The sequence below is a fragment of the Pseudoselenomonas ruminantium genome, from assembly GCF_900113715.1.
GTDB classification, from domain to species: Bacteria; Bacillota; Negativicutes; order Selenomonadales; family Selenomonadaceae; genus Selenomonas_A; species Selenomonas_A caprae.
The window spans coordinates 159,824-185,887 of record NZ_FOQK01000002.1; the positions used below are offsets into that span (position 1 = coordinate 159,824).

General features: G+C 49.6%; 21 protein-coding genes and 1 pseudogene. 11 read left to right on the top strand and 11 right to left on the bottom strand.

What is annotated here, in order from left to right; genetic code table 11:
• Window positions 1-10: 10 nt before the first annotated feature.
• From BM181_RS01930 to BM181_RS01945, 4 genes are all read right to left on the bottom strand, one after another.
• Window positions 11-586, bottom strand: a complete 576-nt coding sequence (locus BM181_RS01930; RefSeq protein WP_075441920.1) for an HD domain-containing protein — start codon at window positions 584-586, stop codon at window positions 11-13.
• Window positions 577-1,380, bottom strand: coding sequence for a hypothetical protein (locus tag BM181_RS01935; protein ID WP_143092079.1), 804 nt, complete (start codon window positions 1,378-1,380; stop codon window positions 577-579). Before BM181_RS01935 ends, BM181_RS01930 begins: the two co-directional genes overlap by 10 nt.
• A 427-nt stretch (window positions 1,381-1,807) precedes the next feature.
• The gene (locus BM181_RS01940) at window positions 1,808-2,437 is read right to left on the bottom strand and encodes a formate dehydrogenase (protein WP_075441924.1); all 630 of its coding nucleotides are present in this window, start codon (window positions 2,435-2,437) and stop codon (window positions 1,808-1,810) included.
• A gap of 287 nt (window positions 2,438-2,724) precedes the next feature.
• The gene (locus tag BM181_RS01945; protein WP_075441926.1) at window positions 2,725-4,779 is read right to left on the bottom strand and encodes an AAA family ATPase; all 2,055 of its coding nucleotides are present in this window, start codon (window positions 4,777-4,779) and stop codon (window positions 2,725-2,727) included.
• Between the two features lie 158 nt (window positions 4,780-4,937).
• On the opposite strand from BM181_RS01945, the gene BM181_RS01950 reads away from it, so the two are divergent.
• From BM181_RS01950 to BM181_RS01960, 4 genes and pseudogenes are all read left to right on the top strand, one after another.
• On the top strand, window positions 4,938-5,921 hold the full coding sequence (locus BM181_RS01950) for a helix-turn-helix transcriptional regulator (RefSeq protein ID WP_075441928.1): 984 nt from the start codon (window positions 4,938-4,940) through the stop codon (window positions 5,919-5,921).
• A gap of 99 nt (window positions 5,922-6,020) precedes the next feature.
• Window positions 6,021-6,488, top strand: coding sequence for a helix-turn-helix domain-containing protein (locus tag BM181_RS01955; protein ID WP_143092081.1), 468 nt, complete (start codon window positions 6,021-6,023; stop codon window positions 6,486-6,488).
• A gap of 6 nt (window positions 6,489-6,494) precedes the next feature.
• A pseudogene (locus BM181_RS15700) lies at window positions 6,495-6,689 on the top strand (helix-turn-helix domain-containing protein); the annotation flags it as partial.
• Window positions 6,686-7,600, top strand: coding sequence for an IS3 family transposase (locus BM181_RS01960; protein WP_177207146.1), 915 nt, complete (start codon window positions 6,686-6,688; stop codon window positions 7,598-7,600). The pseudogene BM181_RS15700 and the gene BM181_RS01960, both read left to right, overlap by 4 nt.
• A gap of 108 nt (window positions 7,601-7,708) precedes the next feature.
• On the opposite strand, the gene hypF is transcribed toward BM181_RS01960, so the two are convergent.
• Entirely contained in the window at window positions 7,709-10,069 is a 2,361-nt protein-coding gene (gene hypF / locus BM181_RS01965) for a carbamoyltransferase HypF (RefSeq protein ID WP_075441930.1), read from the bottom strand.
• Window positions 10,070-10,537: 468 nt separating this feature from the next.
• Here hypF and BM181_RS01970 point away from each other — a divergent pair, with 468 nt between their 5' ends.
• Complete coding sequence (locus BM181_RS01970; protein ID WP_075441932.1) at window positions 10,538-13,363, top strand: ATP-binding protein; 2,826 nt, start codon at window positions 10,538-10,540, stop codon at window positions 13,361-13,363.
• Between the two features lie 213 nt (window positions 13,364-13,576).
• A complete protein-coding gene (locus BM181_RS01975) occupies window positions 13,577-13,861 on the top strand; it encodes a LysM peptidoglycan-binding domain-containing protein (protein WP_075441934.1) in 285 nt (94 codons plus the stop codon).
• Between the two features lie 47 nt (window positions 13,862-13,908).
• Here the strand turns inward: BM181_RS01975 and BM181_RS01980 are convergent, their stop codons facing one another.
• Genes BM181_RS01980 through cooS form a run of 4 tightly spaced genes read right to left on the bottom strand, consistent with a single transcriptional unit; the run spans window position 13,909 to window position 18,502 of the window.
• Window positions 13,909-14,682 carry an ABC transporter ATP-binding protein gene (locus BM181_RS01980; RefSeq protein WP_075441936.1) on the bottom strand — a complete coding sequence of 258 codons (774 nt, stop codon included), beginning with the start codon at window positions 14,680-14,682 and terminating at the stop codon, window positions 13,909-13,911.
• A complete protein-coding gene (locus tag BM181_RS01985; RefSeq protein ID WP_075441938.1) occupies window positions 14,679-15,443 on the bottom strand; it encodes an ABC transporter permease in 765 nt (254 codons plus the stop codon). The genes BM181_RS01980 and BM181_RS01985 overlap by 4 nt, the downstream gene beginning before the upstream one ends.
• 28 nt (window positions 15,444-15,471) lie before the next feature.
• Entirely contained in the window at window positions 15,472-16,422 is a 951-nt protein-coding gene (locus BM181_RS01990) for an ABC transporter substrate-binding protein (protein WP_075441940.1), read from the bottom strand.
• A 25-nt stretch (window positions 16,423-16,447) separates the two neighbouring features.
• A complete protein-coding gene (cooS, locus tag BM181_RS01995; protein WP_082336113.1) occupies window positions 16,448-18,502 on the bottom strand; it encodes an anaerobic carbon-monoxide dehydrogenase catalytic subunit in 2,055 nt (684 codons plus the stop codon).
• A 259-nt stretch (window positions 18,503-18,761) separates the two neighbouring features.
• On the opposite strand from cooS, the gene BM181_RS02000 reads away from it, so the two are divergent.
• The 5 genes from BM181_RS02000 to tnpB all read left to right on the top strand — a co-directional run bounded on the left by BM181_RS02000 (window position 18,762) and on the right by tnpB (window position 23,773).
• Entirely contained in the window at window positions 18,762-20,156 is a 1,395-nt protein-coding gene (locus BM181_RS02000) for a GntP family permease (RefSeq protein ID WP_075441942.1), read from the top strand.
• A gap of 12 nt (window positions 20,157-20,168) precedes the next feature.
• Window positions 20,169-21,314, top strand: coding sequence for a glycerate kinase family protein (locus BM181_RS02005; protein WP_075441944.1), 1,146 nt, complete (start codon window positions 20,169-20,171; stop codon window positions 21,312-21,314).
• 221 nt (window positions 21,315-21,535) lie between these two features.
• The gene (locus BM181_RS02010) at window positions 21,536-22,960 is read left to right on the top strand and encodes a hypothetical protein (RefSeq protein ID WP_075441946.1); all 1,425 of its coding nucleotides are present in this window, start codon (window positions 21,536-21,538) and stop codon (window positions 22,958-22,960) included.
• Between the two features lie 221 nt (window positions 22,961-23,181).
• On the top strand, window positions 23,182-23,511 hold the full coding sequence (gene tnpA, locus BM181_RS15835; protein ID WP_442758762.1) for an IS66 family insertion sequence element accessory protein TnpA: 330 nt from the start codon (window positions 23,182-23,184) through the stop codon (window positions 23,509-23,511).
• A 34-nt stretch (window positions 23,512-23,545) separates the two neighbouring features.
• Complete coding sequence (tnpB, locus tag BM181_RS15705; RefSeq protein ID WP_082336114.1) at window positions 23,546-23,773, top strand: IS66 family insertion sequence element accessory protein TnpB; 228 nt, start codon at window positions 23,546-23,548, stop codon at window positions 23,771-23,773.
• A gap of 204 nt (window positions 23,774-23,977) precedes the next feature.
• On the opposite strand, the gene BM181_RS02020 is transcribed toward tnpB, so the two are convergent.
• Together BM181_RS02020 and fba are read right to left on the bottom strand one after the other, a co-directional pair.
• Window positions 23,978-24,781 (bottom strand): Rpn family recombination-promoting nuclease/putative transposase, encoded by an 804-nt coding sequence (locus BM181_RS02020; RefSeq protein ID WP_075441948.1) that lies wholly within the window; start codon window positions 24,779-24,781, stop codon window positions 23,978-23,980.
• Between the two features lie 153 nt (window positions 24,782-24,934).
• Window positions 24,935-25,927 (bottom strand): class II fructose-1,6-bisphosphate aldolase, encoded by a 993-nt coding sequence (gene fba / locus BM181_RS02025; RefSeq protein ID WP_074514112.1) that lies wholly within the window; start codon window positions 25,925-25,927, stop codon window positions 24,935-24,937.
• Window positions 25,928-26,064: the final 137 nt, after the last annotated feature.

Sequence of the window (26,064 nt, forward strand, 5' to 3'; positions counted from 1 at the left end):
GATGAATATTTCATTCTGCAGTTTCGACAATAAAGCCACTCCAATTATCCGCATACTGCAAAAGCAAGGTAAGTTTCCCCTCCCTTGCCGCCACACTGCGGTTATCTTCTACATACTGACCGTCGTGATAGACTATGGCCTGTACTTCTTCCTCTGTTAATGGGAAACGACTGGCTGCCAGATAAAGCCCACGGATAGGAACGCTCAAATATAACAGGTCTTTATTGAAGCGATATGGCGTAGTAGCAGGATAGCCGTAAGCCTTCTGCTTGGGGCTCGGTTCATTTTTTAGATATTGCGGCTGCCCAGGCATCCCAGCTTTGCCTAAGTCATGAAGCAGTGCCACGATGACACAGCTTTCATCACTAATTTCCGGGGCAAGTACTGCCTTGATTTTCAGCAGGTTCTCTGCCACATTGACACTATGCTCCAAAAGGCCACGCTCACGGCAAAGATGAAACTTGGTAGAGGCAGGCGTTGTTAGATACGCTGTTTCTTTTTCTATAAACTGCATCAGATTAGCAAATTCTTCTTTTCGACTTATTACCTTATCTTTTAATGCTTGATATCGTTTCATCAATTCCATAACAATTCTATCCCCTTACTACCATTCACCAATAACACTTTTACATTCTTTGGTGGTTTTGGACATCCTATCATTTTCTTGAAAGCCTTCTCATAATATTCTTTCCAATCGTCTTCCAGAACTGAATTAAATGTTTCATCATTGACAACATTAAGCAATACCAACGTGGTTTGTATGTTTTTTAGTTTTTCATTTATATAATAGAGAAAAGTTAATCTATTACCTAATTGATAATAAGTATTCATCCAAATATCTTTTTCTTTCCAAGTTTCAACTGTATATGATTTATTAGTATAGTAATTATATGCGCTAAGCATAGATTTTTCTATTAGCGCAATATTTTCTTTTGATTTAGAACCACATTTTGTTTTCGCTTCCTCCCTATAAGCTTTTGCCTCAAAGAGGAACAACTGCTTGCATCCTGCTTTATTCTCATGTATTGCCATCGCATCCCATACAGGCTGTTGTGACGGCCAAAATTTAAATATAGTATCGTATAAATCATTTTTCTTATCTATCCCTAAAACAGTTTCCCTTATGTTTCTGTGAGCAATTTGATTTAATTTATATTCACGATAATCTTCACTAGCAAGAGGAGATATCCACGCTCCATCATCGAAATTCAATTTTCCCTGTATTCCTCTTTTATACTCCTCCAATTTCTTGGGGTCAATATCCAATTTTCCCTTCAATAATTTTCTTTGCAAAATTTCTTGATCTGGATTAACTATCGCCTGCATCCATAATTTACTTCCTTTTTCTCCTGGACCAGGTGCTGTTGAATTTCCACTCATAAATATCACTCCTTTTAATCTGCCGCTAATTAAACCACACTTGTTTTGAGACCAATTCAGCCACTTTAGCTGGAGCATCCATCAAAGTTCCTTCCATTGCCGAACAACTATCAAAAAGCATAGACATTCGGCCTTTAACGTAATATTTCTCTTCCTTACACAAGGAACGTACAATTAGCGAAACGTTATCTTGTCATAGTGTTAAAACGCTATGGAGATATCGCGTATAGCGATTAACGAAATAGCGATAGTTGAATCGTCATAATGGATATTGGAGGTACACACCTCAGGCTCTTAGCCATAATTTCCATACGCAAATAGCTATCTGCTATCATTCGTAATTTGCATGCAGCTTCATAGTTCATCTGCACCTGAACCGAATTCCCTTTAATGAATGCCCCTGCTAAAGTGGCTGATTATATCCTAATTATTCTTCCAGCAATTCCTCAACAATAAATTGGTTCTCACCTGCCAGGTCAAACCTGGGCGTGTAATCAACTTTGGTAGCGAGCAATGCTTCATCAATCTTGAGAGATACTTCGTCAGCCTTGCGATTAAATTCCTTAACCATTGCCCTTACCTTGTTCCTGTCATAATCAATCGTCATAATGCGGTCAATATCATAGTAGTAGGAAGTTTGATTACCGTCATTGTTAAACACATATCCTTGGCCTTCGCCCTTTTGCAGTTCATGAGAACTCTTCAAGTTTGCTAAGCCTTGTAATACTTGAAGCATTGACCGCCTACTTTTATTAGCATCTACAGCTGCGTCAAGGTTAAAGCCCATCCCTGCCTTAGCTTTGCCTATTGCGCACGACAGTTTTTCTTTTTCTTCCATAAGTTCCTGCCATACTTTTAACAACGCCTCTATAGCAAAACCTTCTTCGCTGCGCTCACTAACATCGACAGTCTCATCCTTCTGTCCTTTTAAGGCCTTGCTGCGCAAGTGTTTTTCTGTAATCGTCATAACGTTGTCATTATCGGACAAATATCTGGTGATGTAACTCAGTAAATCATTGACTTTGTTCTGCGTTTGAAAAGCTTCTTTCAAATTCATGATAAATACCTCCTTGTATAAATGAATCATATAATATTATCCAAAATGTGAACCTGAATGCTTTAATGCCGCTGGAATATTTATTGGTTCCAAATCTCTTAGCGCATCTCTTTCAGATAATTCATATCTTTTTTCTAATGGATATAATTTCACAATCTGTCATCAATATCTTGTTGTTATCTTCTTTCTCAGCCTTGAAATTCCTGCCGCGTCAATCAACTAATTCCATCCCTATATAAAACATTTCAAAGCACCACCTTACTGACCATACGACATTATCATTTACTCTATGGATTGGGGACAAAACCAAGTGTTCTGTTCTTGGATTTGTACTGTTTCACCACATTTACATCAAAATCTTCTTTTTTCAGTTCCAATAGTATATGGCGGTCAATTTCCTTTCCCTTGTATTCCTGCATAAGTCTGCTGGCCTGTTTTATTTGTGCTTGTTCCAGCAGGTTGCGTACAAAGCGGCCGTTGCCGAAGTTGTCTGTTTGGCTGGCTTTGTTGAATAATTCTCGGCATTTTTCATTTATACCTGCACCGAGCGTCAATTCCTGTTTGCTGGCCATCAAATGCAGGATATCCAATAGTTCCTGGGGTGTGTAATCGGGAAAATCAATATGGAAGGCGATACGGCTGCGCAGACCTTCATTCTTTTCGAGAAATCTTTCCATTTTATCGGGATAGCCGGCGAATATAACAATGGTATCATCGCGGTTATTTTCCATTTCCTGCACGATGGTATTGATGGCTTCGTCTCCGTAAGAGCCTTCACAGTCATCAACAAGCGAATAGGCTTCGTCAATAAACAAAATCCCGCCTTCGGCGTGTCGGAATTTTTTCTTTATCGTTGGGGCTGTCCAGCCTACATATTTGCCAACCAAATCGGCACGGCCACATTCCACAAATTCACCGGATGATAGGATACCTTCACTGTTAAGAATTTCTGACAGTAATCTGGCTACCGTGGTTTTAGCACTCCCCGGATTGCCGGTAAAGACCATGTGCATATTGGGGCGGAACTGGTTTAATCCCATAGTAGAACGTATTTTTTGCGCGCGGAAGGTGTCCAGTATATTTTCGATAACTTTTTTGACTTCCTGCAGGCCAATCATGGATTGCAGGCGGCTGTATGCGTCTTTTTCAGCATGCTTTTTGACGGCAAGTGTAACCCGGCTGACTTCTTTATATGCTGTGTATGCGTTGTTACGTAAGTTATTTCGATAGAGCCGGTCATACATCTGATAAATATCGGAGGGGCGGAATACAGTCTTATCACCTAAAACGTATTCTATCTGCTCGGTGTTATAGGAAATCTTGCCATCAGTTAATAGTTTTTGCAGATATTTTGTTGCTGTTTGCCGATTCCCCGTGCCTTCTTTTATTTCAATAAAGAACATTTCCTCTTGTAGTGAGCTGATTAGATTGTGTGTAAAGCCGGGATTATGTGTGTTTTCCACAAGAATAAAGAGGGTGTTCCGTTGATACTTACGGATTTGTTCGGTGAAAAAATTTACGACTTCCTCATAACAGGTTGTGTAGTTTTGATGTTCTTCTTTGCTTCCCGTAAGTTCTATGACAATAGTACCGCCTGCACTTTGTCGGAAAATAGACTCGATATCCGAATCGTTAAAACAGCCTTCAGTAATATCGGAAATATAACTGATGCAACGGCTTACAAGACGTTGATTGGCGTAAAGGTTGCGGCATAAGCAGGTGGCAAGTTGCAAGGCGGAATTTTTATTATCAGCAGACAGCTTATAGTGTACAGGATGACCTTGATACTTGTGTGGATGGGTCGGGGTATAGATACGCTTGATTTCCTCCAACAAGGTTTTATCTGGTATAAATGTATGGGCATCTTCAAGGGCAGCGTTTAAGTTGGTGGGAAATTTATCAAAAATTTGTTCTGTGATTTGAAAATCTCTGTTGTTATAATAATCAAGACTATAATTGTCGTTGTCCCAATAGCGATTGCGGCTAATAAAATGAGAACTGTTTTCTAAAAACTTTCTTGCTTCTTTAGGGGAGATTTCCTTCATCTGTGCTTTTCTTTGCAGGGAAAGTCCATATTTTTCGCTTACACAGTCAGCCAAAAATTTAAGTAGAGTTTTAGATGAGGGTGATTCAAGCGAATCAATAACGGCAATAAAGAATAGTTCCTCCGGGGAAGCCTTGTAAATGGTCATAAATATTTTTGATTCGTTGGCGTCCGTTTCGAGCGTATCATTTATATCTTCTATTAGCCTGTGCCAAGCGTTCTGTGATTCTTCATAGTTTTTTTGCATTTTGCCATTATCAACGAGTGAACAAGCAACCTTTACCTGATAAAATAACATGGCAAACGCCTCCTTTTCTGTTGTGGTGATTCATCTTATGCTTATTTTAGCAGACACAAGGTACATTTTTTTGTACATCTCATCTGCTAAAATAAAATCAGAAAACATGAAGGATTGGAGGATTTTGCCTAGAACAAAGGCAAAGAGGAAGTGATATGATGTACGCGACAGGCAATAAGAAAATGCTCAATATGCTGATATTGGAGATTCTGAAAGAATATACGGATGAGAATCATCGTTTGACGCAAATGGAGATGATTCAGTTACTGGAAAAGAATTATGGCATGACTTGTGACAGGCGGTCCGTGCGAGCGAATATTGACTCTTTGAAGGAATTGGGCTATGAAATTGCTGCGGATAAGGGCTATTATTTGCTGGAACGGGATTTTGACGATGCAGAATTACGTTTGCTGATTGACAGTGTATTATCTGCGAAGGGAGTATCGCAGAGTCAGGCGAAGCGGTTAATCAAAAAACTGGTTAAGCAGGGAAACCGTTATTTTCAGGCAAAAGTCAAACACATTGCGAATCTGCCGGAAATGCGGCATTCAGATAATACCGTGGTTATGAAGAATGTCGAAGTGTTAAATGATGCTATTGAAAAAAAGCGGCAGGTGAAATTTATCTACAACCGTTACAACACTTCGTTTAAGCTGGTGCCTAAGCGGGATGAGCCATATGTTGTCAATCCTTATCAAATGGTGGTATGTAATGGCTGGTATTATCTGATTGGTAATACGGAGCCTTACGACAATGTATCCCATTACCGCATAGATAAGATGAAAAAGGTGACTATAGTAGATAAGCCGGCTAAGGATAAGTCATTGGTGGATGAGTTTGTTCATGGCTATAACCTGCCCAGACATATGGCGGAGCATATCTATATGTTTGGTGGCAACACTATTGAGGTGCAATTTCAGACGGGGAAATATCTTATGGATCAGTTGGTGGACTGGTTTGGCAAAGATTTTTCGGTAAAGCCGTTGAATAATGAGGATATGCTGGTGACGGTCAAGTGCAACGAATATGCGATAAAATATTGGGCATTGCAGTATATCGAGCATATAGAAGTGCTGAAGCCCGTAGATTTTCGTCAGCAGATAAGCCACATATTAAAGGATAGATGGCAGGTACATAAATGAGTAAACGAAAGGGGCTGTTGCACGTAATGATATGTGATATGCTCCCCATTAGGTAGACAGAAGAAATAATAAAACTGTCTATCTAGTGGGAAGTTTTGTATGCGCAGAAAAAAGATAGCACCAGAGACTAAGGTGCGTTATGTTGAAATGTACAAACGTGGAGAAGGAAGCGGCATGGCCTTGGCTAGAACCGCTGGAGTTGCCCTGGCTTCATTTCAGCAATGGGTGAGAAATTATGAAGTATATGGGCCTAAAGCATATACCAAGGGGTATCAACACTATTCCAAGGACTTGAAGGAAAGTGCTGTACGAGATTATCTGGCAGGCAAAGGCTCACAGGATGCCATTTGCAAAAAGTACGGGATTCTTTCTAAGAGCAAGTTGCAGAAGTGGATTATGAAGTATAATAGTCACGAAGGATTGAAGCCATCCGGCCAGGAAAGGGGCAAAATCGTGACTACAGGTAGAAAGACTACTTTAGAAGAGAGAGTTTCCATAGTAGAAGATTGCATATCCAATGGTCGCTGCTATGCTGAAACAGCGGATAAATTTTCTGTGTCATATTAGCAGGTATATACATGGGTACGCAAGTATGACAATAAGGGCATTGATGGACTGAAGGATGGCCGTGGGCGTACCAAGCCAGATTATGAAATGAGCGAGATTGAACGCGTCAGATATGAAAACCGAATGCTGAAAGCGCAATTGAAACATCAGCAGATGGAGATAGATTTCCTAAAAAAACTCGAAGAGATAGAGAGGCGGTGATACTAGAGCGGACGCGTCATACAGATACATACCGAGCAATTCGGGATCTGAGCAGCAGTCATAAAGATTATGCCATAAGTGAGCTATGCAGGCATGGACACGTGACAAGAGTCGCTTACTACAAATGGCTGCACAGGAAGTCCTCCCCGAATGATGGCCTGAACCACAAACTGGCTGCCCTTGCAGAGAAGATTCACAAGGAGCATCCAGATATGGGCTACCGGCGCTTCCGTGATAAGATTGAACATGACCACGGTTTGCACGCCAACGATAAACGTGTATTACGTATATGTCGCAAGAGAAAATTGCGCTCCGTAATTAAGGGGAGGCACAATTGCTGCACTAAGCCTGCGGTTGATCCATATTACACCGCAGAAAACTTACTAAACAGGGATTTCCATGCAGACAACTACAACCAGAAATGGGTAACTGATGTGACGGAATTCAAATACACAGCAGAGGACGGTACAGTCAAGAAAGTATATCTGAGTGCTATACTAGATTTGTGCGACCGCCGGCTAGTCTCTTATGTGATTGGGGACAGTAATAACAACCAACTGGTATTTCAAACCTTAGACAAGGCGTTGGAAGCTAATCCAGGGGCGCAGCCACTGTTTCACAGCGATCGTGGCTTCCAGTACACGAACAAAAATTTTAGGACGAAGATTGAACAGGCTGGTATGAGGCAAAGCATGTCTCGTGTAGCACATTGCCTGGATAATGGCCCAATGGAAGGCTTTTGGGGTATATTAAAGCGGGAAATGTATTACCGTAGGAAATTTAGGTCACGCCAAGAATTAGTACAGGCAATAGAAGATTACATAAATTACTACACTTACGAGCGCCCGCAACGTCGGCTTGGGATTTTGACCCCAAGCGAATTACATGAACATTTGAGTTTAATGGCATGAAAAACGGCCCACATGATTGTGAGCCGCATAATGTTTATTTTTTTCACTGTCTACTTGACGGGGAGCACACCATAAGTAATTTTTTACTCATACAACAGCCCCTTTTTCTTATTGGTTTAGATGATACATGGCTGCGACGGCCTGGCCGAGGCAGATGCCGCCGTCGTTGGGCGGGATAAGGCTATGGCGCAGGACGCGGAAGCCTTTAGCCTTGAGCGCATTGCTTACCAGCGTGACCAGCAGGTGATTCTGGAAGACGCCGCCCGAGAGCGCGCAGGTGGTAAGGCCCGTGTGCTCCCGCGCCTTATCGCAGGCGGCGGTGATGCAGGCGGCAAGGCCGGCATGGAAGAGAAATGCCAGCTTCTGCGGATCGGTTCCTGCCAGCCGCTCGGCAAGGATATGGCGGAAGAGCTCATCGGTAGCCAGGATGATTGATGGGTCAGCCGTTGACGGGGCAAGATTTGACTTGTCAGCGTTTGACAAGCCAAGCCGGCGGAGGTCAGGCGATGACTTGTCAAGCTCTATGGCTTGCGGGGTGAGTCCCTGGGCCGTAAGATAGCTTTCGGCGGCGAATTCAAGGTACATCGAGGCCTCGCCTTCGAAGGTCGAGGCGGTGCGGATGCCCAGCAAGGCACTGACCGCATCGAAGAGACGGCCGGCGCTGGTGGAGCGGATGGCGTTGACCTGGCTATCGGCCATGAAGAACTGCGCAGGCAGGTCTTTGGCTGCGCAGAGATGCAGCGTATCGGCAAGGGCCGTGACTTTTTCTTTATCGTTATAGAGTCCGTAGAGCATGGCGACGGCAACGCGCCAGCCTTCGGTGGCGGCTTTGTCGCCGCCGGTCTGCAGGAAGGGGGCGATATGGCCGAGCCGCGTGAAGCCTGCGTAGCTGGCCCGCAGGATCTCGCCGCCCCAGATCGTGCCGTCGGTGCCATAGCCGGTGCCGTCGAAGCTCACGCCGATGACCGGTTCATCGCAGTCGTTTTCGGCCATACAGGAGAGAATGTGTGCGTAATGATGCTGGATCGGGAACAGCGGGAGTCCGAGCTCTTGGGCGATGGCCGTGGTGTTGTAGCGGGGATGCATATCGCAGGCCACGATGGCCGGTTCGTTTTCGAGCAGCTCGGTCAGCCGGCCGATGGTCTCACGCAGGGCCTGCATAGTGCGCAGGTCGCTCATATCGCCGACATAGGGCGAGGGATAGAAGAGATTGTTCGAGCCCACGCAGAAGGTGTTTTTGAGCTCGCCGCCGATGCCGAGCACCTGTCCGTGGAAGTCGTTCTTCAGCATAAAGGGCAGCGGCGCAAAGCCACGGCTGCGCCGGATCATATAGGGCTTCCCGTCAAGCCAGTCCATGACGGTATCGTCGGCGCGGATGCGGATCTTGCGGTTATGGGACAGCATCAGGTCCGTAAAGCCCGACAGTGCTTCGCGAGCGCCGGCGTCGTCGCGGCAGATGGGGGCACCTGCGGGATTGCCGCTGGTCATGATCAGGGCATCCGGCATCGTGATGCCGTCGGGATAGTCGAACAGCAGCATCTGCACAGGGGCGTAGGGCAGCATGACACCGACCTTGGGATTGCCCGGGGCGACGCTGTCACTGAGCTGGCCGCCAGCCCTGCGCTTCAGCAGCAGGATGGGCTTCTGGTGTCCCGTCAGCATTTCCTCCTGCCCGTCTTCGAGGTGGCATTCGCGGCGGATGGCGGCCATATCGCGCATCATGATGGCAAAGGGCTTGACGGGCCGGTGCTTGAGGGTGCGCAGGCGGTTTACGGCCGCATCGTTCTGGGCATCGCAGCAGAGATGGAAGCCGCCGATGCCCTTGATGGCGACGATGCCGCCCGCGGCGATGGTCTGACGCGTCCGCGTGATGGCCGCAGCGCCGCGGCAGTCCTCATTGCCAATGATATAGACCTCAGGGCCGCAGTCGTTGCAGCACACCGGCTGGGCATCGTAGCGGCGGGTAGCCGGGCTCGTGTATTCTTTTTCACAGGCTAGGCATAGGGGGAACTCGCCCATGCTCGTGCGCTCGCGGTCGTAGGGCATGGAGTCGAGGATCGTCAGCCGCGGGCCGCAGGCCGTGCAGTTGATAAAGGGATGCAGATAGCGGCGGTCGTTCGGGTCGAAGAGCTCGGCGCGGCATTTGTCGCAGGTCGCGATGTCGGGGGAGACGAAGATATCGCCGCGCTCCTTGGCGCTTTCGATGATGGCAAAGACCGTGTAGGTCTCGGGAGCGTCGAGACGCTCCGTGTCGAGCTTCAGGATGGTGGCGCGCTCCGGCGGCTCGCTCTCGATGGCGGACAGGAACGCGTGGACAGCCTCCTCGCTGCCCTGGGCGAAAATCTCGACATATGGGCCCTTGTTGCAGACGCTGCCGAGGATATGGAAGCGCGCGGCCAGCCGGTCGACGAAGGGACGGAAGCCGACACCCTGGACGATGCCGTATACTTTGCTATGGAAAAGAGACATAGGCTTGCAACCTTTCGTAGAGGATTTATTCTATCTATCATTATAGCCGTTTTCCTCGCTTCGTGCTATATGGACGGCGGCGAGATTAGAGGCTGCTGGGAGTCTTCTTAAAGTTTACAGAAAAAGTGGAAAATGGAAAAATATTTCCGCGATGGGGCTACTATTTTTGATAAAGATGTGTTATACTAACATTGTCGATAGGAATTAAACCGGATATCCCACCGGTTTGCATCGGAACCTATCGGTCTCTTCTCTGGAAACTTATCCCAGTTTCCAGTATCCCATTTCCTTACATCTTTTTAGATAGAAGCGGAGTCAGTGGAGTGACTCCGCTTCTTCGTCTTCAGATACAGGGCCCCGGATTTGTCCGGGGCTTTTTTCGTGGCGATAAATCTGCGGCAAATAAAGGAAGACGCCCCTCGGACAGCGAATATCTGAGAAAAGGAGTTTCAGCGAAAGGGGATTGCTATGCGAAGCGTGCTATCTGTTTGGCTGTGCCTGCTGATGGTGCTGCAGTTCTGCCTGGCAGGCGTGGCGGCGGCCGAGGGACGGGCGCAGCATGTCGTCCGTGTGGGCTGGTTTGATTCGTCGTTCAACAGCATCGATGCCTATGGGCGCCGGACGGGCTACGCGTATGAATATCAGCGCCGCATTGCGGCCTATACGGGCTGGCAATACGAATATGTCGAGGGCAGCTGGGTAGAGCTGCTGCAGATGCTGCAGCGGGGCGAAATCGATTTGCTGGCCGATGTATCCTACAAGGAAGACCGCGTCGGCACGATGCTGCTGTCGGACTATGCGATGGGCAAGGAGGATTACTATATCTTCATCGATCCCGCGAAGAACCGCATCGATCCGGATAATTTGTCATCGCTCAATGGTAAAAGACTGACGGTGTTCAAGGGCAGCATGCAGTCACAGATTCTCAGGAATTGGGTGGCAGAGCATGGCCTGTCGGTGGATATCCTTGAGCTGGCGGCGTCTTGGAAAGAAGCCGAACGTCTGCTGAAAAATGGCGAGGTCGATGGCTTTGTCACCAGCGCTTCGTACGATCTTTACGTGGACAATGCTGACCCCGTGGCGCGCATCGGCTCGTCGGACTACTACTTTGGCGTCAACAAGAACCGTCCCGATATCAAGGAGGAGCTCGATAAGGCCATGAACCTTATCCTCAGCCAGAACCTTTACTATAACCGCAACCTGAACCAGAAATACATGAGCAATACGGGGGTGCGGCGGTTCTTGTCCAGCGATGAGCGCGAGTGGCTCAATGCTCATGGCACGATCCGCATCGGCTATCCCGACAACATGCTGCCATTCTGTGCCCAGGATGCCTTCGACGGCCATGTCAAGGGACTGCTGGCCGACTACATTCGCAAAGCCATGGGCGGGATGAAGAATTCGAAGCTGCATTTTTCGCCCATGGCCTATCCGACCTTAGACGATGCACTCGATGCTCTGCAGGAGGGCAAGATCGACTGCGTGTTCCCGGCTGATTTCAGCGACTATGAGGCTGAGCAGCAGAACCTGCTGGTCACGACCCCGCTGGCCGATGCGATGATCATGGCTGTGATCCGGCCACAGGACAGCGGGATGTTCTCCCTGGAGGCTGAGCTGCGCTGTGCGGTCGTCAGCGAAAGCCCCGAGGTGGACGGCCTGCTGAAGGATAAATTCCCGCGCTGGAAGCCCGTGTATTTCTCGAGTGTCGACGATTGCCTGCAGGGCGTCGCCCGCGGCCGGGCGGACTGCTTCCTCATCAACAGCTACCGCATGGGCAGTATGCGGGACAAGATCGAGGAATATCATCTGACCGCTGTGCCGACCAACAAGAACAGAGGCATCGCCTTCGTGACGCGGCCGGACAGCATCCAGCTCTATGCCATCCTCGAGCGGCTCAATCAGGGCATGGACAGTGCCGAGGTGAACGATTCGCTGACGCGCAATACCTATATCGACCAGAAGATCTCGGTGAGCGACTTCGTCAAGGCCAACCTGAATCTGGTCTTCCTGCTGGTGGCCTTGATCGTGTCCTTCATCGTCATGCTGCTGCTGCAGAGCCTGGCGACGGCGCGGAAGACCAAGGCGTTGAACCAGAAGCTGCAGGAACGGCAGGCAGAGCTGGAGACGGCCAAGAAGCAGGCCGAAGTAGCAAGCGAGGCGAAGACCTCGTTCCTGTTCAATATGTCCCACGATATCCGCACGCCGATGAATGCGATCATCGGGTTCTCGAACCTTTTGCAGCAGAACCTTGACAACAAGGAGCAGGCCCGCGACTATATCCACAAGATCCAGCAGGCCAACGACTTCCTGCTGTCGCTGGTCAACAACGTGCTCGAAATGGCGCGCATCGAAAGCGGCAAGATGACGGTGGATGCAGAATACGCAGACATGCGGGTGCTGATGGAGTCGACCTGCTCGGTGTTCGAGGCCCAGATGCAGGACAAGCGGATCACCTTTGCCTATACGCTGAAGATGGAGCATCCCGAGGTCCTGGTGGATAAGACCAAGGTGCGGGAGATCTTCCTGAACATCCTCAGCAATGCCTATAAATACACGCCGGAGGGCGGCTTCGTCACCCTGGAGGTCTGTGAGCTGCCCGGTGAGCAGGCGGGCCAGGCGATCTATCAGACGACTGTGGCGGATACGGGCATCGGCATGCCCGAAGACTTCCTGCCGCAGCTGTTTGAGGCCTTCACGCGGGAGCGCAACACGACCACCAGCGGCATCATGGGCACGGGCCTTGGCATGCAGATCGTCAAGAAGTTGGTCGAATTGCTGGCGGGGACGATCAGCGTGTCGAGCAAGCTGGGAGAGGGCACCACCTTTGTCGTCCGGCTGCCTCTCCAGCTGGCGGACAGGGACGAGGGGGAGAAACTGCAGGCCGAGGCAGCTGGCAGCATCGCGGACTACCGGGGGATGCGCATCCTGCTGGCCGAGGACAACGAGCTCAATGCGGAAATCGTCATCGCCGTCCTCAGCGAGCAGGGCTTCGAGCTTGAGCATGCCATCGACGGTGCCGACTGCGTCGAGATGCTGGAGCGCGCAGAGCCTGGCTACTATGATTTCATCCTGATGGATGTCCAGATGCCGCGCATGGATGGCTATGAGGCATCGCGGGCGATCCGCGCCCTCGCTGATCCGTGCAAGGCTGGCATCCCGATCGTTGCAATGACGGCCAATGCCTTTGACGAAGACAAGCGCAGAGCTTTCGCGGCGGGCATGAATGCGCATGTGCCCAAACCCTTCAGCAACGAGAAGCTCTATGCGGCCATCTGCGAGGTGCTGAAACGCTGACGAAACTATGCCAAAAAGTGCGTTAAGCCCTTTGTTTATGCGGCTTAACGCATATCTGAAAAAAATCTGTAAAAAAGTGTTTCTTTTTGCGGAAAACCTATTGCCAAGGGCCGCAAAAAGGAATATAATCAAGTCACAAATCAAGGATGTTCACAAAAGAAATCCAGTTCATTTGCACTAATATTTTTATAGGTTTTACAGGAGGAACCCAAAATGAAGAGGGCGTTGGTCATTCTTATGGCTGTCGTGTTCGCTGGATTCACCAGCATGGATTGTGAGGCAGCTGCAAAAAACTACGAATTAGTCGAAACGGTGTATACGGTGGAGCAGGGCGATACATTAAATGGCATCGCTGAGACCTATATGGCGAAAAACGACTATGGCCCGCGTGAGATTCGTGAGTTCACCTCGGGAATCAAGGAGCTCAACGACTGGCTCCTGCAGCGCGATATCAAGGCTGGCGACGAGCTGCATATCAACTATTGGGTAAAGAAATAAAGGATAAAACAAATCCCCGGCACGGTTGGACGTGCCGGGGATTTTTCTCATATATAGTATTCGGTCCTGTCTTCGGGCTTCAGGGAGAACTCGGCAAATACGTGGTCGCGGATGCGCAGGAAGTCTGGGCTCGTGCGGTCGCGCTGGCCGTGTAGGTCCACGGGGATGATGGTCTTGATGCGGCCGGGATTCGGCGTCATGATGACGATGCGGTCGGCCAGGACCACGGCTTCGTCGATGTCGTGGGTCACGAAGAGGATGGTTTTGTGCCGGCTGCGGTTGATGGCGGAGATCTCATCCTGCAGCTTCATGCGGGTCAGGGCATCGAGGGCTGCAAAGGGCTCGTCCATGAAGATGATTTCGGGGTCGACGGCTAAGGCCCGGGCGATGGCGACCCGCTGCTGCATGCCGCCGGAGAGTTCAGCCGGATGGCTTTGGGAAAACTCCTTGAGCCCGACGAGCTCGAGGTATTTCTGGGCGATTTCCTGACGCTTGGCCGCCGGCACAGACAGGCTCTCCAGGCCCAGCTCCACATTCTTTTCGACGGTGCGCCAGGGCAGCAGGCCGTAGTTTTGGAAGATCGTCACATGCTTGACCGATGGCTTCGTCACCGGGGTGCCGCCTATGGTGATGGAGCCTTCTGAAACCTTGTCAAAGCCTGCCAGGATGTTTAAGAGCGTGCTCTTGCCGCAGCCGGAGGGGCCCAGCAGGCAGAGGAACTCCCCGCGGTCGATCTTGAGATTTACCTGGTCCAGGGCGCGGAATGCTTGCTTCTTTTTCTGATAGGTCCGCGATACGTTTTGGATGTCGATATAGCTCATGCGTTGCTCCTTTCTGGGATGCCCCAACGGCGGTAGATGCGTTTTTCCAGCCAAGTGATGCTGCTGTCCAGCAGGAGGCCCAGTACACCAATGGTGATGATGGCTGTCATCAGGAGGTCGGCCCGCAGGTTGTTGCGGGCATCGATGATGAGGAAGCCAAGGCCCGACTGGGTGCCCACCATTTCGCCGGCGACGAGGAAGACCCAGGCGGTGCCCAGGGCCAGATGCAGCCCTGTGGCAATGCGGGGGAAGATGGCGGGAAAGATGATTTTCGTCAGGATTTGGGGCTGGCCGATGCCAAAGTTCTGGGCAACCTTCAGGTAAACGGGCTCAATGCCTGCAACGGCGGCTACGGTTGAGAGCAGCACGGGGAAAAAGGCGGCGAGGAAAATAATGACGAGCGATGGCATATCGCCGATGCCAAAGACGAGCACGATGAAGGGCAGCCAGGCAACGGGGGATATGGGGCGCAGCACCTGGGCGATGGGATTGAGGAAGGCCCAGATGCTTTGATACCAGCCGAGGATCAGGCCCAGGGCCATGGCCAGCACCACTGAGGTGGTGTAGCCCAGCAGGAAACGGTAGAGGCTCGTGCCGATGTCCTTCAGCAATACGCCGTCGGCGAGGATTTCGGCAAAACCATGTACCGTTTGAGCGGGGGTGGGGAAGAGGGCTTCGTTCCAGCCGCCCAGCCAGGCGATGGACTGCCAGCTGATGAGTACCAGGAGCAGAGCTCCGCTGAGATGGATCGCAGGTTTCATAGAGTCACAGCCTTTCGGGATAACAGATTCATTCGTACAAACGGGAATCGACAAACTCTTCGTAGCCCGGCGCCTTGGTCAGCAGGTGGCTGGCCTCCATGCGGGTGATAAGCTCCTCATAGGAGGCGCGTGGGATGGAAAGGTTGTCGTAGGAAATCCATTGGAGGGAGAGGTCAAGGATCTTATCCTTGGCCTTGAGGTATTTCAGCGCAATGGTCTTCTGCGCCTCGGGATGCCCGGTAAGATAGCTGCCTGCTTGCTTGTACTGCTGGACAAACTGGCGGGCCAGCTCGTGGTTGGCCGCTAAGAAATCCCCATTGAAGACCAAAAGGCAGCAGATGCTGTCGGGCCAGAGCTCCTGCGCTGGGAGGAGTTCGTGCCCATTGCCCAGCACCACGGATTTTGCGCCGAAGGGCTCAGCCACGCAGTAGCCAGCAATCTGTTTGGCCGCAAGCGCCGCGGGCATCTCGGGCGGTGACATTTCGACGACGGTCAGGTCCGTTTCGGTCAGGCCATTCCTTTTGAGCAGCTGATCCAGCAGCAGTTTATGGGAGGACTGCTTGTGCGGGATGGCAAAGACCTTGCCCTTGAGGTCAGCAGGCGTTTCGATGTCGTTGCTGACGATTATGGCGTTGCCATCGCGATGGCCAAGGGCGGCGGCCTTCACGTCGATGCCCTGCTCTTTGGCTTTGACGGCCAGCTCTGCCAGTACCGAGGCGCCGTCGACTTTGCCGGTGTTCAAGGCGTCCATGAGCTCGGGCCAGGAGCCGTATTTTATGAGCTCGATTTTTACCGGGCTTTCTGCTGTTTCCAGTTCCTTGGCGGCAAATAAAGGCAGAGCATGGGTTATCGGAAGGTAGGCGATGCGGATGGTTTTTACGCCATCCTTTTCGGCCTGCGGTGCAGCAGGTGACTGGCCACAGCCAGCAGCCGCCAATAGTGTCAGCAGGATGGTCAGGATAAACAGGATTCGTTTCATAGGCAGTCTCCTTTCACTGGCTAGCTTAGTCCCAGCCAAGTTTTTGCCGCTGGGCTTCGATGTCAGCGACAATCTGCGTAGCTAGTGCTTTAGGGTCGGTATTGACATGCATGACGGCGCCGAGGGTGGCTTTCGTATCGTGCTTCAGGAAGCGTTCGACGTTGACAGAGCCCTGAACCGGCGGCTCTACGCAGTGATAGGAGTCAATGCCAAAGAGCCGGAAGGCCAGCGAGGCGTCAAGTCCTTTTTCGTTGGACCATTCGGGGCTGGCAAAGGCATAAGGCATGTCCTTGATATCCTTTTGGCTGGCAGATGCAATGCCGCCAAATACCGTCGAAGCGCGCGTGTTGTCGATGCATTCGCCCATATGCCAGACCGGCGGCAGTTCGTGGGCGGACAGAAACTCCTGCAGGGACTTGCCGGCTTTTGCGGCGCCAGCCTTGCTGCAGAAGCCGAGCTTTAAGAGCGGGAAGGACGCGCAGCCATTGGTGAAAATTAAGATGTTGTTCTTGAGCAATTCTTCAGCTACATCGACGGTGGCTCGTTCATAGACGACGCGGGGATTGCTGCAGCCGACCATGTTGACGATGCCGCGAATCTGTCCCGCCTCGAGGGCGCGGGCCAAGGCATGGTAGCCGGGGAACTGCTCGGCGATGTTTTCGGCCGTAAAGCCGACATCGGCGGTGACCTCGTAAGCGGGGATGAATACCGGGACATCCCGGCGGGCGGCAAAGCTTTCGATGGCGCGGCTGACAATCTTGCGGGCGAGCTTTTCGGTGTCGCCGATATTGGTGTGATGATGGTCGTAGGCATAGTGCTCAGCACCTGGCAGCCGTGCGGAATCGCTGGTGGTCACCACCGTGGTCTTGAAGCATTTGGCAACGTCCATGATGGATGGGAAGACATCCTGCACATCGGCGACCCAGAGATCAAGGGCGCCGGTGCCGAGAACGAGCTCGGCACCGACCGCATTCGAAAGCGGGATGACGCCCTCGTAGCGGTACATCGCCGACAGGCAGGAGCAGCAGATGCCGTAGAACTGGATGCCTTTGGCTCCGCTCTTTTGGGCGAGCTCGATGAATTCCTGCGTGTGGCCGATGCGCACGATTTCGCTGACAAGCGTCGGCAGATGACCGTGGACGGCGATGTTGACATAGCCTTTTTTGAGCGCACCGATATTGACCTTGGAGGTAGCCCGGTGGCCTGTGCCGAACATGGCATCGGTGCCGATGTTGGAGGCGACGACACCCGTAAAGCAGAACGCCAGGCCGCAGCGCAGGAATTGCTTCATGATGCTCTGCCAGTCGCCGTCGGTGCCGACGCCAGTGCGATGATAGGCATCAAAGACTTCGTTATAGGCGCTGATGGGCAGGATATCCAAATCCTGCCAGACTTTCTGCCGCTCGGCCGGGGCCAGGGCCTTGATGGTTTCATAGTCATCGGGCAGAGCCCGGGAGAGGTCCGCCAGCAGTACATCGGCGAGCTTGCCCGCCAGACGCTTGGCGCTTTGGCCCCGCGTTTCGATGCCGAAAGCCTTGCAGACTGCGCGCAGTTTCTTTTCGCCGAGCAAGGGAAGATTGAGCTTGCCTTCGGCAATGAATTTCAGTGATAAGAGAATCTCCCGGGCATGGACGCCATGCTGGGCCACGCCTGCGGCAGCACTGCGCAAAAGATTGCGGGCGACGATGAGGTCGGCATCGGCACCGCAGACACCCCGCGGGCTCTTCGGCGTGATCTTGCAGGGGCCCATGTTGCAGATCTTGCAGCAGACACCACCAAGGCCAAAGGAACACTGCGGCTTCTGCTGGTCAAAGCGGTCAAACACCGTATCATGGCCCAGCTGCTCCAGGCGCAGCATCATCTCACGCACGGCAGGGTCCGGCGTCTGCTCTAAGACATCCTGCTTGGAGGCAAAGGTCTTGCGATACTCGGCCACGGCCTTCATATAGTCGTTGATACCGCCATGCACATGGGGATGCTGTGGATCGTGGTCATGGGTATGCCAGTCGGCATGTTCATGGACGGTATCGTACTCGTGCGGATGGTTGTGTGGATGCTGGTGATGATGATTCGTTGACATGTTGACCGCTCCTTTTGACATTTGACATTTGACGATTGACAATAGATTATAACAAAGTAAACATATAGAATAAGTATGAATAAAGGAATTGCTTTATATATTACTGTAAATATGTAAACTTGTCAACAAAACATACAAAAAATATTGGAAAACTAAATGCACTGACCAGCCAATGGGGGCAGGAAATCTGCTTAGTATGCAGAAGTAGTATCCCGTAAGGAAAAGGGGAGCCATTTTTCCATTCAAAGGAGGTCTTATTATGACTGGTATTTCCTTGTTTGTCGTCTTTGCTTTGGCAATCGTTGTGATGATTGTGGCAATCTCGAAGTTCAACATCCATCCGTTCTTATCGTTGATGGGGACATCGTTATTGCTGGCAATCGTCGTGCAACTGCCGTTAGCGAAAATTCCAGGTATTATCGGCGCTGGTTTTTCAGGAACGTTTTCCAGTATCGGTATCGTAATCATCCTTGGTGCTTTGATTGGACTTATTTTGGAGCGAACCGGTGCAGCTATTCGCCTCGCGGATGTGGTGATTCGCTGCGTCGGGGAAAAGCATCCTGAACTTGCGATTATGTTGATGGGTTGGATTGTATCGATTCCGGTATTCTGTGATAGTGGCTTTGTTATCCTGAATCCAATTCGGAAGGCGCTCTGCAAGAAGTTGCAGCAGGTATCGCCAGTAGCTATGGCAGTAGCCCTTTCCAGTGGCCTTTATGTGGCGCATGTCTTTATTCCGCCGACGCCGGGACCAATTGCGGCAGCAGGTTCTTTGGGACTGGCTGATAATCTGGCTGCGGTTATCCTGATGGGCGTTGTCGTGTCGATTCCGGCCTTGCTCGCTGGCTATGTTTTTGTCCGCTATATCAGCGGTCAGAATATCCCGTCTGCAGAAAGTGATACAGAACAGGGGGCAGAGGAGACTGCCAAGAGCTATGATGAACTCGTGGCAGAATATGGAAAACTTCCTGGGGCTTGGGCCTCGTTTGCGCCGATTGTCATGCCAGTCGTATTCATGGCGTTGGGATCGCTGGTTAGTATGATGAAATTGGCAGGGCCAATAGCGGAGCTTTTGAAGTTCCTCGGTACGCCAATCATTGCGCTCGCGATTGGTGTTCTCTTTGCTGTTTTGCTGCTCAGCTCCACGCAAAAGCTTGGCCAGTTCCGTGCCATTACCGAGGAGGCACTGAAGACAGTAGGTCCGATCCTTTTCATAACGGCAGCTGGCGGTGTACTGGGGAAAGTCATTACGGCAGCAGGCTTTGTGGAATTCATGAAAGAAAATGCAGCTTTCCTGGCTACGGTAGGGATTTTCTTCCCGTTCATCATTTCGGCAATCCTCAAGACAGCACAGGGCTCGTCGACGGTGGCCATCACTACTACGGCGGGAATCCTCGGTATGTTTTCGGATTCGGCCTCGATGATGTCTGCGTTGGGGCTTAACACGGAAATGGCAGCCCTGCTGACAGTCATGGCAATTGGTGCTGGTGCGATGACTGTATCGCATGCAAATGACAGTTATTTCTGGGTAGTCACGAATTTCAGCGGGATGGAGCCGCAGGCTGGCTATCGCACGCAGACGATGATGACGCTGGTGGTTGGAGTCGTTTCGATGCTTGCCATTTGGCTGTTGTCGCTTATTTTGCTTGGATAAGGAGATTATTTGATGGAACATATTGTCATTGCCATTGATTCGTTCAAGGGGAGCCTGTCGTCGCTGGCGGCCGGGCAGGTGGCCAGCGATGCGGTGCGGGCGGTCTTTCCGCAGGCGCGGGTGGAGATATTCCCGCTGGCTGATGGCGGCGAGGGAACGGTGGATACGCTGGTCGAGGGTCTGCAGGGGCAGATCGTGCCCGCTGTGGTGACGGGGCCGCTGAAAGCGCCGGTTACAAGCCGCTATGGGCTGGTACCGGCAGAAAAGCTCGCCGTCATTGAGATGGCTGATGCCGCAGGCCTGCCGATGGTGCCGGTGGAAAAGCGCAATCCCCTGCAGACGACGACCTACGGGCTCGGCGAGCTTATCCTGCAGGCAATCGATGCAGGCTGCCGGGAGTTCATCATCGGGATTGGCGGCAGTGCGACCAATGATTGCGGCCTGGGGATGCTTACCGCCTTAGGGTGGAAGTTCCTCAAGGCCGATGGCTCGCCAGCTGGCATCTGCGGCGGGGACTTAGCAGATGTGGCGGCAATCGACGGGAGCCGGGTCGACGCCAGGCTGAAGGAATGCCAGTTCCGCATTGCCTGTGACGTGACGAACCCGCTTTATGGCAGTCAGGGCTGCTCGGCGGTATTTGGTCCGCAGAAAGGGGCCACCCCCGAGATTGTCAAAGTGATGGATGAGGCCATTCACCACTTTGCAGACTTGGCCGAAAAGGAGTTGGGGGCAATAGGTGCTGCGGTACCAGGAGCTGGAGCCGCCGGTGGTTTAGGCTTTGCCTTTCGGACGTTTCTAGGCGGAGAGCTAACGCCGGGCACAGAGCTCTGTCTTGAGACTATCGGTATTCGTCAGGCCCTTGAGACAGCCGACCTGTTGATTACTGGCGAGGGCCGCATGGATCGGCAGACGGCCATGGGCAAGGGGCCAGCCGGCGTTGCTCAATTGGCGCACAAGCTGAATCCGAAGATAAAGACTGTGGCGGTCTGCGGCTGTGCTCTTCCCGATGCAGAACAGGTCAACCAGCATGGCATTGACGCATATTTTCCCATCCTTCATATGCCAATGACGGCAGAAGCGGCCATGGAAGAAAAAACTACGCGTCTGAACCTTAAACAAACAGTAATGCAGATCCTGCGGTTGACGAAAAAAAAATAAAACCTTGACGGTTTGTTTTTATAGGAGTATACTTAATTCATCAGTTGGATAATTGATGTAAATGGTGACTGGATAGTTGCTGAAAAAGATTATAGGGTTCTGGATAGGTCCTGGAAATATAAAAGAGTGTAGAGTGCTATTTGGCATAAAATATTTCAGGATCAGCAGGCATGCTGGTCCTTTTTTATTTCCAGAATCTATAAAGAAAGGAGTTTTATTTTATGTCAAATTCGTTTATCTTAAAATTTGCTAATCTTCCAGGTGAATTGGTTGTTGGCCACATGAAAAAAATTAGTGGACATGTAAGAGGTCGTGCATTTATCGAGGTTATTGATCATCTTAGTTTAGAGGCAAATCCAAGAGAGTCAAAAGTGGGCATTGTTACAGAAGCGATACATGAGACTCTTGATAAGACACCAGAGTTATTTCCGTTTAAAACGAAAGGAGTTTTATTAGCTGTTTCAGAATATACAGCTCTTGAAAGAAATCGTTATCGAATCTCTACCCAAAATGACAAAATTGAAGGAATTTTAGATGGCGGACACAATACGTTGGCAATTGGATTATATATTCTTGAAAAAGCATTTGAAGAGCAGGGAGAAGTGATGCCGAAAGGTATCAAAACTTGGGAAAAATTTAAATCATCCTGGAAAGATTATCATTCTGTTATCGAAGACTATCTTGATATTATTGAAAAAAATAATGAGTCACCCATTGATTTTCTCGTACCGGTAGAGTTGCAGGTGCCAGCTAGTAGGGAAGATGGAATAGTGGTACAAAAATTCCGAGATAGTTTGTTTGATATTTGTGAGTCGCGTAATAACAATGTTGAATTGCAGCTTTCTGCAAAAGTTAATCAGAATGGATATTTTGACCAACTCAAAAATATGATGGATGGTTACAATAAACATATATCTGATCGTATTGAATGGAAACCAAATGCTGGTGGCACGGTTAAAGTACAGGATTTAATTGCCTTATCTTGGATTCCACTACAGCTTGTAGATCCAGTAAGAGATGATGAAAATTCTGACAAATTATTTGATCCATCTGCTGTTAATGAAACGCAGATGTATAGCGGTAAAGGCCAGTGCTTGAAAAACTTTAACCGCTTGATGGGGTCGCCGGATGTATCAAGTAAATCAGATAATGACTATACAAAGGCTGTTATCAATGATCAGGTATTGTCAGCGTTTAAAATTGTGGCACAGCTTCCTACTTTATACGATTACATTTATTCGCGTTTTGCGGATCTTTACAACGAAAATGAAGGAAAGTTTGGAAGTATTACCGCCGTAAAAAAAATGAATGAAAAGAAAAAAAGTAAGAAAACACCTTTTAGCGGTGAAGCTATTTCTAAAGATATTAACATTAGTCCGGATGGTTTTTTGATTCCTTTATTCTACGGGTTACAAGCTCTTTTGGAAAAGAAAGAAGTCGACGGAAAAAATATCATCGATTGGGTAGTAAATCCAAAATCGTTTATGGATAAACATCTTTCAAACATTGTAAGACAATATAAGGAATTGTTTTCAATATGCGACTATGATCCGCAAAAGGTTGGAAAGGCAAAAGCTTGCTATTCATCAGCCAAAATGGCTTTTAAGGCTGAATTGGATGATGAATTAAAAACTATGTCAGAATAATTTTTAGTTCAAAGTATGTGATAGGGAAAATAAAAGTAACCGCAAAATAATACAGTGTATGTAAATTTTTCCTCCCAGATGAGATAATTGACTCAAATAAGCCACACGAAAAAGCTGAAAACGTGAAAAAGCCATTTTAGTCGAAAATTGTCTGGGAGGTTTTGGTTTTGACTTAAATTCAGCAACTCAAGCAGCAGCATTCTTTAGCATCCTGGAAACAGATCATCCTTGCCCAACAGAGTAGCGGGCTTACTGCTGCAGAATATTGCCGCCAGCAGAATATCAAGTACAATGCCTTTTACTATTGGCAGCGCAAAATTTGCGAAGATTTTGCCGTGTCTGCACTTCAGATTCCTCAAAAGAGTGCGCATGCCCCTGAGTTTGCGACGTTAGCAACTGCTACCGTTACGGCCACAGTTCAGACCGCAATGCTGCCCTCAATATTGAATCTTTCCTGTGGTCCCGTGAGCTTGGAAGTCAATGAGCAGACATCGAGTGAATTGCTTGCTAAGACGCTTGCCTGTATCAAGGAAGTGTTTCCGGTATGCTAATCCGTAATCTTACGGCCGAGCATGTCTATCTGGCGTGCGGCCGGACAGATATGCGAAAATCCATCGACGGCTTGCCGCGCTGGTACTGTCAAAGTTTCAGCTTGACCCGTACCAGCCAGCCTTGTTCCTTTTCTGTGGCCGCCGTAAAGACCGTATCAAGGGACTGCTATGGGATGAGACAGGATTCCTCTTGCTCTACGAACGCTTGTCCATCTCGCAACCTAAAGCTATACAAAAGGTCACCCCTGCGTACAGCTTTTAATTCAAACTGTGTACAACATCTGCAAATCTGTGGATAGCTCAGCCCGCGTCTGAACTGCAAATAAGATGAGCCTGACCATCGATAACGTGGTCAGGCTTGTTTTAGTTATTGATAACACCGGATGATTTAGCGCTTACCTTACAAATAAAATGACATCTGATTGGTCAATATTTGACTTGTCAGATGTCATTTTGCGGTTTAATATCATAGCTGCGCTATATATTTTTGTTGTTCATTTACAGGGATTTTTAAAGCATCCATTGCTTGTTGGGCTGTCAAATGCAGGGATTCCATCAAATTGCGGATGGATTTGAGTCGTTCAGAATCCTGGCCTTCAGCATATCCTTCCCGTCGTTGCTGTTTTAGTTCCATCATAAGCGTCATATACTCCACCCTCGTTTCGTTATGTTGCTTTACACGTTCGACTTCAGCGGCAATGTCTTGGGTAAATTTTCCTTTGGCGGTCTGCCCGTTGACATAGGCTAAGAAACTTTCGATGTCCTTGTCGACTTTACCAGTGGTGCCTTTCGCGTTAAGAAAAATTTTTGTGGTTTCATCACCGAGTTCTAAATTTTGTTGTTCGTGACAAATATTGGAGAAGGTATAGATTTTTTCGCCCAAATCAAATGGGTCAAAGGTGCAGATAAAGATTACATAAGACTTTTTTAGTTCAATATAGTCCATACCTTTGCCGAGGACATCAAGGTCAATCATAGCTTGATAATAGCGGGTTCGTTTTGGCAGCCAGCCATCTGCCCCGTCTGTAGTCTGGATTTCGATATCGATGATGGTGCCGGCGTCTGTTTCAACGTAAAGGTCAAGACGGACTGCTTTGTTGGTAGCTCCTATGGCAATACTTTTCTCGGCAACCGGGTAAATGATGCTTTTTACCTTGATTTTCAGCAGCTTCTGAATAAGGCGTTTGCAGAGTCGCTTGTTCTGCATGACCTTTTGAAATAGGAAGTTGTCACTGATGGTAAGTTCTTCCCATTCTTTAATGCGTGCCATGATTATGCAATCTCCCTTCTGCCTTTATTTTACAACGGAAGAGGAGGTAGTGGCAAGGGGGGAGTTATGTGGAGATAAAAAGAGACCTGCAAGTAAGTCCGATAGAACTTACTTGCAGGTCTTTTACGCTTTGGTTAAGCGGCCCGCAACAAATTATTTGTTGATGAGCGCAAGGATTTCCGGTGCACGGCCGTCGGAACCGAGAACCTCTTTGATCTTGTGCTCAACGAGCTCTTTGATGTAGGAGCGGCCATCAGCAACGTACTGACGCGGATCGAAGTGCTCCGGATGAGCCATGAAGTGCTCACGGATACCAGCCGTGAGAGCCAGGCGCAGGTCGGAGTCGATGTTGATTTTGCAAACTGCGGATTTAGCAGCCTTGCGGAGCTGATCCTCAGGAATACCAACAGCATCGTCGAGTTTGCCGCCGTTGTCGTTGATGATTTTGACGTACTTCGGAATAACGGAAGAAGCACCATGGAGAACGATCGGGAACTCAGGAATCTTCTTCTCGATTTCAGCCAGGATGTCGAAACGGAGCTCAGGCGGTACGAGAACGCCATCAGCATTGCGCGTGCACTGCTCCGGTTTGAATTTGAATGCGCCATGGGACGTACCGATAGCGATTGCGAGGGAGTCAACGCCAGTCTCTTTGACGAATTCCTCAACCTCTTCCGGCTGCGTGTAAGCTGCCTCGTGAGCAGCAACCTTTACATCATCCTCGATACCAGCAAGTTTGCCGAGCTCAGCCTCAACGCAAACGCCATGCTCATGAGCGTAAGCAACAACTTCCTGCGTGCGTTTGATGTTCTCTTTGAAATCATAGTGAGAACCATCGAACATGACAGACGTGAAACCGTCATCGATGCAAGCTTTGCAAGTCTCGAAGTCTGCGCCGTGGTCGAGGTGCAGAGCAACAGGGATATCGTTGACCTCCAGAGCAGCCTCAACGAGGTGACGGAGATACGGGCCCTTTGCATATTTACGAGCGCCAGCGGAAGCCTGAAGGATAACCGGGGAATTCAGCTCAGCAGCTGCTTCCGTGATACCCTGAACGATTTCCATGTTGTTGACGTTGAAAGCACCGATAGCGTAGCCGCCCTCATAAGCTTTCTTGAACATTTCTTTAGTACCGACTAATGGCATTTTTCATTACCCCCTAAGTAATTTGTTCATGAAATGAACTTGAACTAGACTCATTATATCATAGAAAAGAGTTATGGTGTATAGTCCGCTGGTAAATTTTTGAAAATTCTTCAAAACTGATACGAAGCAATAGCAAC

What these genes read in the sequence shown, in the direction of transcription:
- BM181_RS01930 (WP_075441920.1), bottom strand. Translation starts at nt 586, where the DNA reads ATGGAATTGATGAAACGATATCAAGCATTAAAAGATAAGGTAATAAGT.
- BM181_RS01935 (WP_143092079.1), bottom strand. Translation starts at nt 1,380, where the DNA reads ATGAGTGGAAATTCAACAGCACCTGGTCCAGGAGAAAAAGGAAGTAAA.
- BM181_RS01940 (WP_075441924.1), bottom strand. Translation starts at nt 2,437, where the DNA reads ATGAATTTGAAAGAAGCTTTTCAAACGCAGAACAAAGTCAATGATTTA.
- BM181_RS01945 (WP_075441926.1), bottom strand. Translation starts at nt 4,779, where the DNA reads ATGTTATTTTATCAGGTAAAGGTTGCTTGTTCACTCGTTGATAATGGC.
- BM181_RS01950 (WP_075441928.1), top strand. Translation starts at nt 4,938, where the DNA reads ATGTACGCGACAGGCAATAAGAAAATGCTCAATATGCTGATATTGGAG.
- BM181_RS01955 (WP_143092081.1), top strand. Translation starts at nt 6,021, where the DNA reads ATGCGCAGAAAAAAGATAGCACCAGAGACTAAGGTGCGTTATGTTGAA.
- hypF (WP_075441930.1), bottom strand. Translation starts at nt 10,069, where the DNA reads ATGTCTCTTTTCCATAGCAAAGTATACGGCATCGTCCAGGGTGTCGGC.
- BM181_RS01970 (WP_075441932.1), top strand. Translation starts at nt 10,538, where the DNA reads ATGCGAAGCGTGCTATCTGTTTGGCTGTGCCTGCTGATGGTGCTGCAG.
- BM181_RS01975 (WP_075441934.1), top strand. Translation starts at nt 13,577, where the DNA reads ATGAAGAGGGCGTTGGTCATTCTTATGGCTGTCGTGTTCGCTGGATTC.
- BM181_RS01980 (WP_075441936.1), bottom strand. Translation starts at nt 14,682, where the DNA reads ATGAGCTATATCGACATCCAAAACGTATCGCGGACCTATCAGAAAAAG.
- BM181_RS01985 (WP_075441938.1), bottom strand. Translation starts at nt 15,443, where the DNA reads ATGAAACCTGCGATCCATCTCAGCGGAGCTCTGCTCCTGGTACTCATC.
- BM181_RS01990 (WP_075441940.1), bottom strand. Translation starts at nt 16,422, where the DNA reads ATGAAACGAATCCTGTTTATCCTGACCATCCTGCTGACACTATTGGCG.
- cooS (WP_082336113.1), bottom strand. Translation starts at nt 18,502, where the DNA reads ATGTCAACGAATCATCATCACCAGCATCCACACAACCATCCGCACGAG.
- BM181_RS02000 (WP_075441942.1), top strand. Translation starts at nt 18,762, where the DNA reads ATGACTGGTATTTCCTTGTTTGTCGTCTTTGCTTTGGCAATCGTTGTG.
- BM181_RS02005 (WP_075441944.1), top strand. Translation starts at nt 20,169, where the DNA reads ATGGAACATATTGTCATTGCCATTGATTCGTTCAAGGGGAGCCTGTCG.
- BM181_RS02010 (WP_075441946.1), top strand. Translation starts at nt 21,536, where the DNA reads ATGTCAAATTCGTTTATCTTAAAATTTGCTAATCTTCCAGGTGAATTG.
- BM181_RS02020 (WP_075441948.1), bottom strand. Translation starts at nt 24,781, where the DNA reads ATGGCACGCATTAAAGAATGGGAAGAACTTACCATCAGTGACAACTTC.
- fba (WP_074514112.1), bottom strand. Translation starts at nt 25,927, where the DNA reads ATGCCATTAGTCGGTACTAAAGAAATGTTCAAGAAAGCTTATGAGGGC.